Source organism: Vibrio tasmaniensis (genome assembly GCF_024347635.1).
GTDB classification, from domain to species: Bacteria; Pseudomonadota; Gammaproteobacteria; order Enterobacterales; family Vibrionaceae; genus Vibrio; species Vibrio tasmaniensis.
On sequence record NZ_AP025510.1, the window covers coordinates 2,504,109 to 2,521,288 of the forward strand.

At 45.2% G+C, this 17,180-nt stretch carries 11 protein-coding genes and 1 riboswitch; of the genes, 7 read left to right on the forward strand and 4 right to left on the reverse strand.

Features of this window, described 5'->3' with window-relative positions:
* Positions 1 to 4: 4 nt before the first annotated feature.
* Both recC and OCV44_RS11265 read right to left on the reverse strand, forming a co-directional pair.
* On the reverse strand, positions 5 to 3,517 hold the full coding sequence (gene recC, locus OCV44_RS11260) for an exodeoxyribonuclease V subunit gamma (RefSeq protein ID WP_139684107.1): 3,513 nt from the start codon (positions 3,515 to 3,517) through the stop codon (positions 5 to 7).
* A 127-nt stretch (positions 3,518 to 3,644) separates the two neighbouring features.
* Positions 3,645 to 4,640 carry a TDT family transporter gene (locus tag OCV44_RS11265; RefSeq protein ID WP_170213700.1) on the reverse strand — a complete coding sequence of 332 codons (996 nt, stop codon included), beginning with the start codon at positions 4,638 to 4,640 and terminating at the stop codon, positions 3,645 to 3,647.
* A 161-nt stretch (positions 4,641 to 4,801) separates the two neighbouring features.
* On the opposite strand from OCV44_RS11265, the gene OCV44_RS11270 reads away from it, so the two are divergent.
* The 6 genes from OCV44_RS11270 to dapD all read left to right on the forward strand — a co-directional run bounded on the left by OCV44_RS11270 (position 4,802) and on the right by dapD (position 10,381).
* Positions 4,802 to 5,698, forward strand: coding sequence for a LysR family transcriptional regulator (locus tag OCV44_RS11270; protein WP_139684109.1), 897 nt, complete (start codon positions 4,802 to 4,804; stop codon positions 5,696 to 5,698).
* 88 nt (positions 5,699 to 5,786) lie between these two features.
* Complete coding sequence (locus OCV44_RS11275; protein ID WP_004735185.1) at positions 5,787 to 6,080, forward strand: YebG family protein; 294 nt, start codon at positions 5,787 to 5,789, stop codon at positions 6,078 to 6,080.
* A gap of 154 nt (positions 6,081 to 6,234) precedes the next feature.
* A riboswitch (Fluoride riboswitch) is annotated at positions 6,235 to 6,318 on the forward strand.
* Between the two features lie 194 nt (positions 6,319 to 6,512).
* Positions 6,513 to 7,205: an iron-sulfur cluster assembly scaffold protein gene (locus tag OCV44_RS11280; RefSeq protein ID WP_065206889.1), complete on the forward strand. Its 693-nt coding sequence runs from the start codon at positions 6,513 to 6,515 to the stop codon at positions 7,203 to 7,205.
* A gap of 24 nt (positions 7,206 to 7,229) precedes the next feature.
* Positions 7,230 to 8,219 (forward strand): GGGtGRT protein, encoded by a 990-nt coding sequence (locus tag OCV44_RS11285; protein ID WP_139684110.1) that lies wholly within the window; start codon positions 7,230 to 7,232, stop codon positions 8,217 to 8,219.
* 229 nt (positions 8,220 to 8,448) lie between these two features.
* Positions 8,449 to 9,090, forward strand: a complete 642-nt coding sequence (locus OCV44_RS11290) for a MarC family protein (RefSeq protein WP_139684111.1) — start codon at positions 8,449 to 8,451, stop codon at positions 9,088 to 9,090.
* Between the two features lie 259 nt (positions 9,091 to 9,349).
* The gene (gene dapD, locus OCV44_RS11295) at positions 9,350 to 10,381 is read left to right on the forward strand and encodes a 2,3,4,5-tetrahydropyridine-2,6-dicarboxylate N-succinyltransferase (RefSeq protein WP_050653306.1); all 1,032 of its coding nucleotides are present in this window, start codon (positions 9,350 to 9,352) and stop codon (positions 10,379 to 10,381) included.
* An 83-nt stretch (positions 10,382 to 10,464) separates the two neighbouring features.
* On the opposite strand, the gene OCV44_RS11300 is transcribed toward dapD, so the two are convergent.
* A complete protein-coding gene (locus tag OCV44_RS11300; protein WP_139684112.1) occupies positions 10,465 to 10,977 on the reverse strand; it encodes a hypothetical protein in 513 nt (170 codons plus the stop codon).
* A 169-nt stretch (positions 10,978 to 11,146) separates the two neighbouring features.
* Entirely contained in the window at positions 11,147 to 15,043 is a 3,897-nt protein-coding gene (gene purL, locus OCV44_RS11305) for a phosphoribosylformylglycinamidine synthase (protein ID WP_139684113.1), read from the reverse strand.
* A 329-nt stretch (positions 15,044 to 15,372) separates the two neighbouring features.
* On the opposite strand from purL, the gene mltF reads away from it, so the two are divergent.
* Positions 15,373 to 16,941, forward strand: coding sequence for a membrane-bound lytic murein transglycosylase MltF (gene mltF / locus OCV44_RS11310; RefSeq protein ID WP_139684114.1), 1,569 nt, complete (start codon positions 15,373 to 15,375; stop codon positions 16,939 to 16,941).
* The last annotated feature ends 239 nt before the right edge of the window (positions 16,942 to 17,180 follow it).

A 17,180-nucleotide genomic window follows, 5' to 3' on the forward strand; every position in this document is an offset into this window, starting at 1 on the left:
CCACCTACTCCTGATCTTCCAGATCGGCAGCAGCCAACCTTGCCGCCTGTAACACAAGCGTTGAATACATACGCGACTCAGCAGCCAATTCATCATTCCACTTAGGCCAAATACGTGAGATGTAGGTATCTCGCCCCTCGCCCGTAAAGGCGAAGCTGTCATTAAAGGTATCGGCCATTTTCTTTAGGGACTTTTCTTCGTCATCGACCCACTTACCACGGCTAAAGCCAGCCTCAACACCAGCTAATGCAGTTTTCGGAAAGTAAGGTAATGGCGCTGTCATACCTTGATAAAACAGTCGCACTAACTCAGTCAGTAAACTCTTCGCCTGAAGCGCATCGCCAATCGGCTGTAGCGTTTGGTGAACCACGCCCTCTTTTCTGTCGTAGCCAATAATATGAGTCGTTTTTCCGTGCCCCATCACTGCACAACATAGATGATCAATCCACGCTGCCAAATAATCTTGAGAGCGTATTTTTCCACTTCGGAATCGCACTAAACCTGATTGATAGTTTTGAGTTAACCAACCCGTCAAGCGAACAGGTTTACCTTCGCCTAACACATCAAATTCGATATTTACTTCGAGATCTTGCTGCGGTGATCCGCTCACAAATCGAATCTCTTTGGCTAAGTCTTCCGCTTGAACACGGTTAGTTTCAAATTCGATATCACCAAAAGCGCCGACAGGTAATCGGCCCTGTGCTTTTTGTTCAGAGACAAACAATCGAACCGCTTCGTCTGCGCCTTCTGGGTGGTCCAACAGCACTTGCAGCAAAGCATCCTTAAGTTGGAAACTCTCTAAACCATTAAGTACGAACGGCTCATCGTCTTCCATTACCGGAAGCGGCGGCTCAAACACCACTTTTAGACGGCGATTAAAGAAGTACTGTACTGGCAAACGCCAAAAACGCTGTAACTCAACCAGATCCAATTCTAACGGGTACGTTGCACCGAACAAATAGTCATCCAATGCGCGATTGAATTCACCACTGCGTTCACCAGAACGATTTGCCGCAGGTAGCCACTCTTTGGCATAACTCAATACATGGCTTGCGTCACCTTGAGTAAACGCTGCCGGGCTGAACGGTGTCATGGTGTGTTCAAAGCTGATCGCTTGAGTCAGGTTGATGCCTGAATCATCACTTGGTAGGGCTTGGTCTTCACTTAAGCAGTAGTTCTGTTGGCAGTACTCAATTAACTCTGAAACCAATACCGACGGCACTCGCTCGGTATTATCTTGAATTGAACGGCCGACATAGCTGATGTATAAGCACTCTTGCGCCGACAACATCGCCTCTAAGAATAGATAGCGGTCATCATCACGACGAGAACGATCGCCCGGACGAGCTAGACTCTTTTTGCCTACGCCATTCGGCGAGCGAGTTTGGGCGCTCATCAAATCAAAACCTTCTGGTGGCATTGAGCGAGGGTAAACACCATCATTCATGCCTAACAAACAGACGGTTTTGAACGGAATCGAACGCATCGGCATCAAGGTACAAAAGTTAACTTGCCCGGCTAAGAATCTCTGGCTAATACGCGCGCCAGATAACTTATTATTGAGGTACTGGTAGATAATGCTTGGCGACAGCTCTTGTTCATACAAGGCATCATCAAGCTGTTCATTCAGTTGCGAAAGCGCATCACGTATCGACTTAAGCACCACCTCGCCTTCCAGTTCAACCGCAAAGAAATCATCAATCATTTGCAGCAAGATTTCACGCCACATATCGATAGATTGAGTTTCAGTTAAGCGTTGACGGTAATGGGCAATACGATCGATAAAGTGAGCTAACTTACCTGCAAGTTCGGCGTTAATGCCTTGAACTTCGTTATAAGCGGCAATCGGAGAGTGTTCAGTTTCAAACAAACCTGCAGAGTCTGACATCGCATAACCTAAGAGCATGCGCTGAATGCCGAATAGCCAAGTATTTTGCTCGGTCGCAGGTAAATCAAATTCTGTCGCCGTTGAAGCATCGACACCCCAACGGATACCCGCTTCTTCAACCCATTGCTTGGCTTGCTCGAATTGAAACTCGTCAATACCAAAGCGTGCCATCATCGCAGGAATTTCTAACAGCTCTAGCAACTCAGAAGCTAGACAGCGCGTGTTTGGTAGCGCGACTAACTGCATGAAGGCGGTCAGAATTGGGCTTTCTTGGTCTGCGGTTCTATCAGAGATCGAGTAAGGGATATAACGCTCACCCGGTGCATTACCAAATACCGCCTGAATCGCTGGGCTATAAGCATTAATGTCAGACACCATAACGATGATATCGCGTGGTTTCAGAGTCGGGTTGGCATCAAACATCGCCAACAACTGATCATGAAGGACTTCGACCTCACGCATTGGGCTGTGACACGCATGTACGGTCAGAGAGCGATCGCCAAGCTCAACCACCTGTTTATGGTTGCTGGAATCTAAGATGTGGTCGTCTTGATGCTCTTCTAACTGAAGAATATCAGCTTGCAATTGATGCAGCAGGTTATCCCTCTCAACATCAATAAAGAACTCATGCTCTTCGCTGTCTGATTGAGATAGCAAGAACAGGTTATCTCTGCCCAGCTTTCCCATAGACGCAAGTAAACTATTACCCACGGCTTGGCTGGTATGCAGTTCGTCTTCAACGTTGGCTTCAATGCCATCTTTCAATGGTGATACTTCGCCTTCTAGTTGAGGTAAACCATCAACCAACGCAAACTGCTTGCGACGCTGGGCTTCAACTCTTGCCAAATATTTACGGTCGCGAATATCGCCCCAGTAATGTTGGCAAGGGTTGGTAAACATCAAGTGCACATCAATCTGCTCGCCAAGTGCTTTCAACGCATCCATGTAACGAGGAGGCAGCGAAGAAATACCAAACACAAATAAGCGTTTCGGCAGATGCTGCAGCTGACCTTGTTGATTGGCTAACGCTTCAATGAAGTCGTGATACAAGTTACCACGGTGATATTTAGATTGGCCTTGGGACAGGGTCTGGTCATAGAGTGCTTGCCACAAAATCGGCTGCCAAGGGTGATCTTGTTGCCCTTCGTCATCAATAAGTTCAGAAACAGGTTCTCCCGCTTCCCACATCGCCATCCATTCAGGTCGATACACCAAGTAACCATCGAAGATATCGGCAATTTTCTCTGCCAATTGATACAACTTAGAGTCATCTTCATCATTTTCAAGATAACGTTGCAGAGGCAAGAAATCAGGGTGGTCAAGCTTAACGGGTAGTAAACTCATCAACTTCCACGTCATCGCTTCTTTGTTAAAAGCACTGCGTTTAGGTACATCAGGAAGCACTTGGGTAAACATATCCCAAATGAAGGTTGCTGGAAGTGGGAAATCGATATTTGCTGCTACACCAAACTCTTTGGCGAGTTCCATCTTAAGCCATTGAGACATACCTGGGCTCTGAACCAAGATCTGCTCTTTTTCGAAAGGATTGGCTAAAGGATCACTTTTGATTAAGTGAACGAGAAGGATTTTTAAAGTATCAACTTTATTGGAATGGTAAACAGTAAACAAAGTGCACTCACGCTAATCTTGCCACAATATAAAGCCAGATTAGCATAAGTGCCGTGTTTGGATTAGGAATATAAGCTTATGAAATACTGAAAACTTAAGGTCCGTTTATCTTTTGAACTATTGCTTCTTACAATTTACTGCCTACCGCGCTTAGAACACGGTGAGGTTTGTAATTCATGTAATAACGAACCGCCACATAACCCACCACAAACGTTGCCACAATCAATTCTAGATACGCTAGACCGAATACTTGATTTATGTAATGCGCTTCAATACCTTGTGCTTGCATCCAAGCCGCCAATTTGAATAGCGCCGTTGCACCAATCACGATTGGGAATGTAAACGCCGCATAGCCAGGGCTGAATGGCAGACGAAGTAGTTTGAAAAACGCGATGTAGATAATAAACGTCATCAACACTGCAATGCCAAAGAGTAACCCAATGATCACTGGCGAAGGATTTGCCGTCACCGTTAGGTAGCCAGCTAAAGATAGACTTGCTGGTGCCGCCATAATCGCAATGGTTGGTTTTGCTGCGTCAGGCACTTCATGAGAGAAGATCAAACGGTAGATCATAAGAGGTAGCATTACGGCATAAACCAATAAACCAAAGACTAAAGTCGCGTGAGCAACGGGTTCTAAGATCGGGTTACCTGAAAAAGAAACGTCTGCCACGATAATACCGATTGGTGGCACAAACCAGCTTGGTACCATGTGGTGGATCTCAAACTGTTTTGCTCTGTGGTATAGGAAGCTCACCAAGAACACGACATGTAACGCTACCGAAGCGAGCCACACAGCTTCTTGTAAGAATTGAGAGATCGGAGCCAACGAAGCAGACACCACCATACAACCCATTGCGAATGTGGGTACAACACTGCCAACAACAGGGTGAGCAAGGTCTTCACGTAATAAGTGGCCGTGAATCAAAAATTTCACAGCTAAAACAAGAAGCAATACCGCCGCAATACCAGCACTGACCCACTGCACCAAACCCGGTGTGTGCAAAATACCTTGTGCGACTAAAACACCATCCCAACACCAGCCTAAACTTGCAATTGCGAGTGCTAACCCTGCCATGGGAGTTGGAGCTCCTGTTAATCTATATTTAATACGTTGAATCATGTCAGCCTCTCTTAAACTTAATTCACTAAACTTGTGAACTCATCAGCTTGTTGAAGCCATAATACGCTTGCGCTTCGTTAAACAATATCCAATTATATATAACAAATGTTCATTAATACTGAACGATACCTTTACACCAGCAGCGTAAAACTAGGAACCTGATGGCTAATATTTCAATCAAACAACTCAAAGTGTTTGTCACTATTACCCAGCATTCGACATTGACCGCAGCCTCCGAGGCTCTGTTTCTGTCTAAGGCCGCTGTCAGCATGGCGCTAGGCGAAATGGAGAAACAACTCGGTCACTCTCTATTTGACCGGGTTAATAACCGATTAATTCTCAATCAAGAAGGACAAAAGCTTCTTCCTTTGGCGGATGAGATATTACATCGTGCTGCTGGTATTGATGTTTTGTTCCGCGACGACCAACCGTTAAGTGGCAATTTAAAGGTTGGCGCGAGCGACACGATTGGTAATCAGGTCGCACCGTTTATTCTGTCTGGCTTTCGCGAACTAACTCAGCATCAAGATCAGAGCTTGTTCATTTCAAACAGTGCGCTGATCTGCCAAAAGTTGGTGGATTATGAACTTGATATCGCGCTAATTGAAGGAAAAACACTCCATCCAGAACTCATTTCGAGTCAGTTTAGCAGCGATGAAATGTGTATTATTGTTAGTAATCAACACCCTCTCACTTCAAAAGAAAAAGTGATTTTAAGCGATTTAGAAGACAGTCATTGGATTTTACGTGAGTCTGGTTCAGGCACTCGCGAGTTTTTTCTTCGTGCCGTCGCACCACGCATAGAACATTGGTATGAATCCTTTGAACTCAACACGACTGAGGCGATCATTAATTCTGTTTCTGCCAATCTTGGATTCGCGTGTTTATCTCGGCTGGCTGCGCAACGAGCAATTGATTCAGGCCGAGTGAAAGCACTCAATGTCCCACTCGACATGAAACGTCGATTCTGGATGCTGGTCCATAAAGACAAATACCAGAGCCCGCTGCTGAAATCTTTCATGAGTTATTGTGAAGACTGGGCTTCACATCAAGATTGAGGCCGCATTGTTAGGGCTCCAACTGGACTTTTAACATCAGAAACTGTATAAAAAGCCAGTAAAATTTATCAAACTTAGAGGATTAACCATGGCTGTTATCGTCAAGTACGTGGTCGAACGCAACGGAGAAGAGAAAATGACTTTTACCTCTAAAGCCGAAGCTGACGCATACGACAAAATGCTGGATATGGCTGATGAGCTTTTTGAACTATTAAGCAAAAGCGATTTAGTTGAAGATGAAGGCAAGCAAGAAGAGCTTGCAATGTACCTAGCGAAGAACAAAGAAGAAGTTCTTTACGCATTAGGTGCTAAGCGTAAACCAGCTCCGAAAAAAGAAAAGAAGCTTGAAGCTGTTGAAGACGCAGAAGAAGATGCCGCTTAATTAGCTGAAGTTTTCTAAAAAACGTCAATAATGTCTCTAATCAGAGTTCTTTATTGGCGTTTTTTTATACTTATCGAAATATAATGAGCTCTGTTTATAGTCGAAATCGCTCTAAACATTCGCTTGCACAAAAGTGTGATAAAGATCTAATCTATAGTCATCAGGTGATGGGGTTCCACCTAAGCTTTTGCTTCAACTGCCCGTTCTTTCGAACAGTGCTAATGACTCCTACAGAATCGAAAACAGGTAATACTGTTGGATGTATCGCTACTCCTCCATTTTGAAATGGACTTAGTCTATTAAGACCGAGCTTCATGACACCTTTGGATGATCGATACACAAGATCTGTAGTGAATTAGCCGCACCTCTTCCAACACGTCCTGTTTTCTCAACGCCCTAGGTCTTCAATGACCCTAACAGTGAGAAAACATTATGCACTACTCTTCAGAAATTCAATCAATGTGCCCTATTCAAAGGGGTGATCTCCACACTTCAGCACCAATTCCAGTTGAAGGCGCTATGGTTAGTCCAAAAGACGTTATCGCTATTTCTGGCTTAAGCCATGGCGTCGGCACTTGTGCACCACAACAAGGTGCCGCAAAACTAACACTGAATGTAAAAAACGGCATCATCGAAGAGGCGCTAATCGAAACGATTGGTTGTTCAGGCATGACTCAATCAGCCGCGATGGCAGCCGAAATCCTCACAGGAAGAACCATTCTTGAAGCCCTGAATACTGACTTGGTGTGCGACGCTATTAACGTAGCCATGCGCGAAATTTTTCTGCAATTTGTTTACGGTCGAACTCAGTCTGCATTCTCTGAAGGCGGCCTAGAAATTGGCGCAGCATTAGAAGATCTCGGTCAAACACAACGTAGCCAAGTAGGTACTAGCTATTCAACCTCAGCGAAAGGCGTTCGTTACCTAGAGCTTGCAGAGGGTTACGTGACCAAGCTTGCACTTGATGACCACAGCGAGGTAATTGGCTACGAATATCTCAACCTCGGCAAAATGATGAAGGCGATTAACCAAGGTATGTCAGCCAACGAAGCAGCAGACCTTGCAATGGGAACTTATGGTCGATTCGATGAAGCCGTTACCACCATTAACCCACGCCAACAATAATTTTTGCCAATTTAGAGGAAAGATATGATGAACACTCAATTTAATGAATCAGTAACTCGCGTATTGGCAGAAATGAACTTCGACTCTTTAGAGCAAGCGAACCAATACTGTAAAGCCCACAACGTTGATCCAAAAGCCATGGTGATGGACACCCAGCCTATCGCTTTTGAAAGCGCTGCCGATGCCTATATCCTTGGTTCAGCACTGGCGCTATTTCGCAAAGCCACCAGCGCAGAACAAGCAGCGAATATCATTGGTGAAGGCCTTCAAGCATTCACCAAACCCGGCAGTGTTGCTGAGCAACGCCAAGTGGGGATCGGCCACGGTGCGCTAGCTGCGCGTCTTTTAAATGAAGAAAGCCACTGCTTTGCCTTCCTTGCGGGCCATGAATCTTTTGCTGCTGCAGAAGGTGCGATTAAAATCGCACTCAACGTCAACAAATCACGTCACAACCCATTGAAGGTAATACTCAATGGTCTAGGTAAAGATGCGGCTTACTTAATCTCTCGCATCAATGGTTTTACCTATGTTCGCACTCAATACGATTACCAAACCGGTGAACTTGTTGAAACAGAACGTCGCCGCTTCTCACAAGGCCCTCGCGGAGAGATCTTGTGTTACGGCGCTGATGATGTACGTGAAGGCGTGGCGATTATGCACAGAGAAGAAGTGGATGTAAGTATTACGGGTAACTCAACTAACCCAACGCGCTTCCAGCACCCTGTTGCAGGTATCTACAAAGCAGAACGTACTCGCCAAGGTTTACCTTACTTCTCAGTTGCTTCAGGCGGCGGTACAGGCCGTACATTACATCCAGATAACGTGGCAGCAGGCCCAGCGTCTTACGGCATGACAGATACTATGGGAAGAATGCACGCTGACGCTCAGTTTGCAGGTAGCTCTTCCGTCCCTGCTCACGTAGCAATGATGGGCTTCATCGGTATGGGTAACAACCCAATGGTCGGTGCGACGGTTGCATTGGCTGTAGCCGTGAGCGAATCTCAAAACGCATAACGACAACGTTGAGCTCCACGATCTACCCATAGAGTAGAGTCCGTTAACTGAGAAACAAGCAATAACAGACGACCAAAACTCTACACCTATCACTAAAACCAAACAGCCAGCCTTATGCTGGCTGTTTTTTATCCACACTTGCTCTACTATCTATTTCTAATAATTATTTGTATCTAAGATTAAATACATTCTGCTGTCGTATTTAACTGCATCTTTTTAAAGGAATAATATGAAAGAGCTCATCATTCATACCATTACCGTGTTCATGGGCTTTTTTGCCATTATGAACCCTATCGCTAATACGCCAATTTTTCTTGGATTAACTGGTGACAATGACAGGGAAACCGTTAAATCTATCGCTTTCCGTTCAGTGTTTATCGCCTTCATCATCGTCAGTACTTTTGCACTCTCTGGCAAACTGATCTTTGACCTATTTGGTATCACGCTGTACGCACTGCGCATCACAGGCGGCATTTTGGTCTTTTTGATTGGCTTCCACATGCTGCAAGGCGATTCAACACACGCCAAAGCAAAAGAGAAAGTGAACTCAGATGCCCAGCGAGACGCAGCTCTAAGTATCGCCGTCTCACCACTTGCAATGCCAATTCTCGCTGGCCCCGGCACCATTGCCACTGCGATGAACTTTGCCAGTACCGAAAGTATCTATGAAACCATCATCACCATTGTAGCTTTCGGCCTACTGTGTACCTTAACCTATATCTTATTTGTATTCGGCGAGCGCTTTGTTAAAGCTGTCGGACCAAGCGCATTGAACGTGATAACACGAATGATGGGGTTAATACTCGCAGTCATCGGTATGCAGATGTTGATTGAAGGGATTGAACAGGCTTATAAGGCGCTGTTTGTTTAGAGAAGACTATTAAAACGAGAGTATTGATTAAATTACGAGCCAATTTGTGTTGTTCTACAGCATTTTCTCATTGCAGAAAACTATCTCCAGAAAGACAAGCAATATCATTTTACAGACTTTATCCCGATGCGCCCTTTCATAACGAGGGCGCTCTCTTTATGATGAACGCAATTAAATTAACTTTGCTAACGGCAGCGCTTGTTATTCGAGCCGTTGTTATGGAGTAGCAAAATCAAGACTCAACACATGGAGATTCAACATGGCTTACTTTTCACTAGCCTTCGGTACGGCAACCAAAAACCGCGACAATAAAATCATTGAAGCGTTCTTCCCTAACCCACTTCTAAACCCAAGCGATGCTCTTGTAGCGGCTGTGGCTGAAGTTTCGGGTTACACTGAAGGCAACCAAGCTATCGAAATCTCTGCTGCACAAAGCGCAGAACTAGCGAAAGCATTCGCAGCAAACGACGATGCAGCAAACGCATCTTTCGCAGAAAAAGCAGCAGCATCTGAGCAACCTCTTGTTCTTGTTGTTCTTGCGACTGACGAGAAGCCAGCATCAGTTGCTGAAGGTTTCCTAAAACTACAACTTATCTCTAACCGCCTAGTACAACCACACGGTACGGTATTAGACGGTATCTTCGGTCTACTGCACAACATCGCATGGACTAACGAAGGCCCTATCGATCTTCCTGAGCTGGCTGAGCGTCAAATCGAAGCTCGCCTAGCGGGTCGTGCTCTGTCTGTAGATTGCGTAGACAAGTTCCCTAAAATGGTGGATTACGTGGTACCAACAGGTATTCGTATTGCTGATACTTCTCGTGTTCGTCTTGGCGCACATGTGGGTGAAGGCACAACGGTTATGCATGAAGGTTTCATCAACTTCAATGCAGGTACTACTGGCGTAAGCATGGTTGAAGGTCGTATCTCTGCTGGTGTGGTTGTGGGTAACGGTTCTGATATCGGCGGCGGCGCTTCTATCATGGGTACGCTTTCTGGTGGCGGCACTATGGTTATCTCTATCGGCGAAAACTGCCTGCTAGGCGCAAACGCAGGTCTTGGCTTCCCAATGGGCGATCGTTGTACGGTTGAGTCAGGTCTTTACGTGACTGCGGGTACGAAAGTTCGCATGCTAGATAAAGAAGGCAACGAAGTAGAAATCATTAAAGCTCGTGACCTAGCTGGCGTTTCTGATCTTCTGTTCCGTCGCAACTCGATCACTGGTCAAATCGAATGTCTAGCGAACAAGTCTGCTGTTGAACTGAACAGCGAGCTACACAGCAACAACTAATCGTTAGATCCTAGAGTTCTATGTAAATAGAAAGCCAAAAGCCGCAGGGGTTAAATCCTGCGGCTTTTTTTGATTATAAATCCCTACTGGCATCTAATCTCAATTTTTCTCTTCAAGTGATCCATGTAAATTAACTTATCAGAGTATTTATTTTTAACTAACTTCAACTCACTATTGATATTAATTTTATATTTGTTGAGTACTTCTGTCTGCACAGTCAAACAAATTACTTCATCTTTATGTATACCTGTAATTTTAGTATATAGATTATTCTGCTCTTGCATTGAGAGGATATCAAAAAAGTTATCGTTAGTTGTCTTCACACTATCATTAGACAAACATAAGTGCTTTGGCCAAGGCTTACCTAATGAATCAAAAAAAACTCTACCATTATATCTTGAACGATAGAAATACACAGACTTACCACACTGGTTACATTCCATTCGAATTAATAATGGTGAAAATACTTCTGCTTTATCTTTTTCAGGTTTACTCTCTATTGGGGATGATTGATAACCCCGATAACTAAAAGAGCTATTACGCCCTCTACCATAACCACAATTACAACCTGGTAAATGATTGTGAGCATTACACATTTACAACACGCCTTAAAATAACTAAAAAACTAGTAATATAATCACTCATATAAAATTTAAGCAACAAATCCCACACACAAACAAAAAAGCGCAGACCAATTGGCCTGCGCTTTTGTTTTTCGTCAGGGTTAACCTTAGTTCAGATTAACCCTGTTTTTGATTAACTCAATTAACCAATGTTCTTGCGTGCGTTTTGGAACATACGCATCCAAGCGCCGTTCTCGCCCCAAGTTTCTGGAGCCCAAGAGTTAGCAACCGTACGGAATACACGCTCTGGGTGAGGCATCATAATAGTTACGCGGCCATCGGTAGTCGTTAGACCTGTGATAGCGTTTGGCGAACCATTCGGGTTGTTCGGGTATTGCTGCGTTTGGTTACCGTTGTTATCAACGTAACGTAGAGCAACTGTGCCTGAGTTTTCAATCGCGTTTAGGTGGTCGTTGTCACGTACTTCTACGCGGCCTTCACCGTGAGAAACAGCGATTGGCATACGAGAACCTTCCATACCGTTGAAGAATACAGAATCTGACTTCTGAACTTCAACTAGGCTGAAACGAGCTTCAAAACGCTCTGATTCGTTACGAACGAAACGCGGCCAGTACTCAGCACCAGGGATTAGTTCACGTAGGTTAGACAACATCTGACAACCGTTACACACACCTAGAGAGAAAGTATCTTCACGCTTGAAGAAGTTTTCAAATTGGTCACGAGTCGAGTCGTTAAATAGAACCGACTTAGCCCAACCTTCACCAGCGCCTAGTACATCACCGTAAGAGAAGCCACCACAAGCCACAAGGCCATTGTACTCTTCTAGTACCGCTTGACCCGTTAGGATGTCGCTCATGTGAATATCAGTCGCTTCGAAGCCTGCACGGTCGAATGCTGCTGCCATTTCAACGTGAGAGTTAACACCCTGCTCACGTAGAATTGCCATCTTAGGCTTAGCGCCCGTGTTGATGTAAGGAGCAGCAATGTCTTCATTTACGTCGAAGCTTAGTTTCACGTTCAGACCGGGGTCTGAATTGTCTTTCTTCGCTTCGTGCTCTTGGTCTGCACAGATTGGGTTATCACGTAGACCTTGCATCTTGTGCGTAGTTTCAGCCCAGATAGTACGTAGTTCAGTACGGTTACGTTGGATTACAACGTCTGCGCCTGACTTAATCACTACTTCGTCAGATGCTTCAACAGAACCAATTACGTGTGAACACGCTTCTAGGCCATTAGCTGCAAGCGTAGAAATAACTGCGTCTAGGTCGTCGTTACGAACCTGAATTACCGCACCTAGCTCTTCATTGAATAGTGCTGCTAGTGTGTCTTCACCTAGCGCTTCAATGTTTGCATTAACACCACAGTGACCTGCGAAAGCCATTTCAGCTAGAGTAACGAATAGACCGCCATCGCCTTTATCGTGGTAAGCGACAACTTGGTCGTTCGCTACAAGCGTTTGAACGCCTTCGTAGAAACCTTTTAGTTGCGCTGCATTGTCTACGTCTGCTGGCTTATCACCAAGCTGCTTGTAAACCTGAGCAAGTGCTGTTGCGCCCATGCGGTTTTTGCCGTTACCAAGGTCGATAAGTACCAGTGACGTGTTGCCTTTGTCTGTACGAAGTTGTGGCGTAATCGTCTTACGAACATCTTCAACACGTGCAAACGCAGTGATAACAAGAGATAGCGGAGATGTGACTTCTTTCTGCTCGCCGTTCTCTTCCCACTTGGTCTTCATCGACATTGAGTCTTTACCTACTGGGATAGTAAGACCCAGTGCCGGACATAGTTCTTCACCGACGGCTTTAACCGCTTCGTAAAGACCAGCATCTTCACCAGGGTGACCTGCTGGAGACATCCAGTTAGCTGACAATTTAATGTGTTTGATATCGCCGATGTTGGTCGCTGCGATGTTAGTGATTGCTTCACCAACCGCTAGACGAGCTGACGCGCCGAAATCTAGTAGTGCTACTGGCGTACGCTCACCAAGAGACATTGCCTCACCGTGGTAAGAGTCGTAACTTGCTGCAGTTACTGCGCAGTTAGCAACTGGAACCTGCCATGGGCCAACCATTTGGTCACGAGCTACAAGGCCTGTTACCGAGCGGTCACCGATAGTGATAAGGAATGTTTTCTCTGCCACTGTTGGTAGGCGAAGAATACGGTCAACCGCTTCGTTTAGTTCGATACCAGAACGGTCAATCGCAGGATTGTTTGCTTTTAGCGTCTTCGCATCACGGTGCATCTTAGGTGTTTTACCTAATAGGATGTCCATTGGCATGTCGATTGGCGTATTGTCGAAGTGAGAATCTTCTAATTTAAGATCACGCTCTTCAGTTGCTTTACCAACCACTGCATATGGTGCGCGTTCACGTTTACAAATCGCGTCGAATGTTGCCATGTCTTTATCAGCAACCGCCATAACGTAACGCTCTTGAGATTCATTACACCAGATCTCAAGTGGGCTCATGCCCGGCTCATCGTTTGGTACGTCACGTAGATTAAAGATACCGCCACGCTCGCCATCGTCTACTAGCTCTGGAAGTGCGTTCGAGATACCGCCCGCGCCCACATCGTGGATGAATGCGATTGGGTTCGCATCACCAAGCTGCCAACAACGGTCGATAACTTCCTGACAGCGACGTTCCATCTCTGGATTTTCACGTTGTACAGAAGCAAAATCTAAGTCTTCAGAAGAAGAACCAGAATCCATTGAAGATGCAGCACCGCCACCAAGGCCGATGTTCATTGCTGGACCGCCAAGAACGATTAGGCTTGCACCTACTGGGATCTCTTTCTTCTGAACATGATCATCACGAATGTTACCTAGACCACCAGCCAGCATGATTGGCTTGTGGTAACCACGTACTTCTTCACCTGCGTGAGAGTTTACTTTCTCTTCGTAAGTACGGAAGTAACCTAGTAGGTTTGGACGACCAAATTCGTTGTTGAATGCTGCGCCACCAAGAGGGCCTTCAAGCATAATATCCAGAGCAGTAACGATACGGCTCGGCTTACCAAAGTCAGTTTCCCAAGGTTGAACGAAGTTCGGGATCTTAAGGTTAGATACTGAGAAAGCAACTAGACCCGCTTTTGGCTTACCACCAATACCTGTCGCGCCTTCATCACGGATTTCACCGCCTGAACCTGTTGATGCGCCCGGCCATGGAGAGATTGCCGTTGGGTGGTTGTGCGTTTCAACTTTCATCAAGATGTGTGTTTTCTCTTGGTGGTAGTTGTACTGACGAGTTTTTGGATCTGGGAAGAAACGACCCACTTCAGAACCTGTCATTACTGCTGCGTTATCTTTATAAGCAGACAGAACGTGTTCTGGTGTCGTTTCAAAAGTATTCTTAATCATCTTGAACAATGATTTTTCTTGTTTAACGCCATCGATAGTCCAATCAGCGTTAAAGATCTTGTGACGACAGTGCTCTGAGTTCGCTTGTGCAAACATCATTAGTTCGATATCAGTCGGGTTACGACCTAGCTTTTCAGTGAAGCTTTCAAGAAGGTAATCAATTTCATCTTCTGCAAGCGCAAGACCTAAGGTAACGTTTGCTTTTTCAAGCGCTTTACGTCCGCCAGTTAATAGGTCAACTTCCGCGTAAGGAGCAGGCTCAGCAACAGTAAATAGTGCCGCTGCCGATTCGAAGTCAGTGAAAACCACTTCCATCATACGATCGTGCAGGATTGCTTTTAGCTCAACAAGTTGAAGCTCAGAAAGTTCAGAAGAAGTTTCAATGTAGAAAGCTGTACCGCGCTCTAGACGTGACACTTTAGCCAGTCCACAGTTGTGTGCGATATCAGTTGATTTTGAAGACCAAGGCGAGATAGTGCCTGGACGTGGCGTTGCAAGCAGCAATAAACCTTCAGGTTCATGCTCTTCAATCGTTGGACCGTAAGTCAGTAGCTTTTCTAGCTTCTCAACTTCAGACGCATCTAGGTCTGCCGTTAAATCAGCAAAGTGGGCAAACTCAGCGTAAATACCTGTTACAGGTAAGCTTAATTCACGACAAAGCTCTAAAAGCTTGTTAACACGAAACTCAGATAGAGCTGGGGAGCCACGCAAAATTCTCATGTGCTTAGGTCTCTTATGCAGTTGATTAAGGTGATATTGGAATAAATTCAGTGGGTTATAGGAACAACCTAACTGTTTTCTTCGAAGCTATTCCCGAAGGTTAACAAACCTATGCCGATTCCACCTCTTCAATGCGAGCGCATTATAAAGCATTTCTTTTTGTGACGTAACACCAAAAGCAACCGTTTGCGTTATTTTTTTCATCTAACGATATAAATGACAGTTTTGCTGCATTTATCAGCACTTTTACAACTGTTTAAATAAACCTGCTTTGCCAGCCTTGCGGGGTTTGGTATAAAGGGGCTTCCACTTTTCGAGATTTCATTTTGATGCATAAAATTACGCTGATCTTTTCGTCTAAATTCCTTTTGCTCGCTATCGCTCTGTTCGGGATAACTGGATGTCAGATTGAGTCTGAACCTAAAAGTGTTCTTGAACAGATACGAGATCGCGGCGTTCTGCGTGTCGGCACACTGAATAACCAACTCTCTTATTACATTGGTCCCGATGGCCCTGCTGGCTTAGATTACGAGTTGGCTCGTGAGTTTGCTAAAGAGCTCGGTGTAAAGCTTGAGGTTAAACCTGCATACCGCTTATCCGGCCTATTCCCTGCGTTGAAGAAAGGCGAAATCGATCTTATCGCGACCGGATTAACACAAAACAATAACCTGACACGTGCGTATCGCGCTGCACCTGCTTATTACTATGTAAGCCAACAAGTCGTGTACAAGAAAGGTCAATGGCGACCAAGAAACCTCGATCAGCTGATCAAGTTTGAGAACGATCGTCAGGCCGAGTTTGTAAAAGAACAAACTGAATCAGAAGAAACGGCATCCAATGAAACACTGACGCCATCTTTGGTTGTGGTGAAAGACTCACACTTTGAACCAACATTAAAACAGCTACAGAACACACACGATGACTTTATCTACGATGCGGTCGGTAATGCAGACATCAATGACCTGCTAAAAGAAGTATCAACCGGAGAGCGACTGTTTACCGTTGCAGACTCCATTGAGCTTTCCTTGGCACAGCGTTTATACCCTGATGTGGCTCTTGCTTTCGAACTTACTGAAGACCAACCTATCTCTTGGTACTTAGAACGTTCAGAAGATGAAAGCCTGTATGCGTTGCTGATTGAGTTCTTCGGTAACCTTAAACAATCTGGTGAGCTGGCTTCACTGGAAGAGAAGTACATCGGTCACATTGGTACTTTTGACTACGTTGATACTCGTGCTTTTATCCGTGCATTGGACAGCAAGCTACCAAAATGGTCGCCACTGTTTCAGCAATACTCGCAAGAATTTGATTGGCGCTTAATCGCCGCTTTGGCATACCAAGAGTCACACTGGAACCCAGTAGCACGTTCTCCAACCGGTGTTCGTGGGATGATGATGTTGACGCTGCCAACCGCGAAGAGCGTAGGTGTAACCAATCGTCTTGACCCTAAACAGTCGGTACAAGGTGGCGTGGAATACTTACGTCGTATCGTGAATCGAGTTCCTGACTCTATTACTCAACATGAAAAGATCTGGTTTGCCCTCGCATCATATAACGTAGGTTACGGTCACATGATGGATGCACGTCGCTTAACCAAAGCGCAAGGCGGTGATCCTGATGCTTGGGGTGATGTGAAAGACAGGCTGCCTCTTCTAAGACAGAAGAAGTACTACAGTAAAACTCGTTACGGTTATGCTCGTGGTGATGAAGCAAGGAATTACGTTGAGAACATTCGCCGTTATTACCAAAGCATTATTGGCCATGTAAATAAGCGTAATAAAGAGGAAGAAGCGAGCCTTGAAGGTTTAGTCGTTATCCCGCCTCTAGAGGTATCAGATGCTGAATCAACAATCAGTGAGACTGAATCCACAGTGAACGACGCTGAGTCTTCCAAATAACAGAAAAAGAGCAATGCCATTTAGCATTGCTCTTTTTTATTGCACATCACGATAAATGACCAAAACAAACAAAACGCCTGCGATATCCAGAGTGTCATATTGCAGTAACAATCGAACTTTATAACGTCACACCATAAGCGACATCATGCTCGGTTACATTCAGCTCTTAGCCATCACGATTGTGGTTCAGGAAGCTAATGCTAAGTTCGTGGCAGAGCTTATAAACAAATAACAACTAC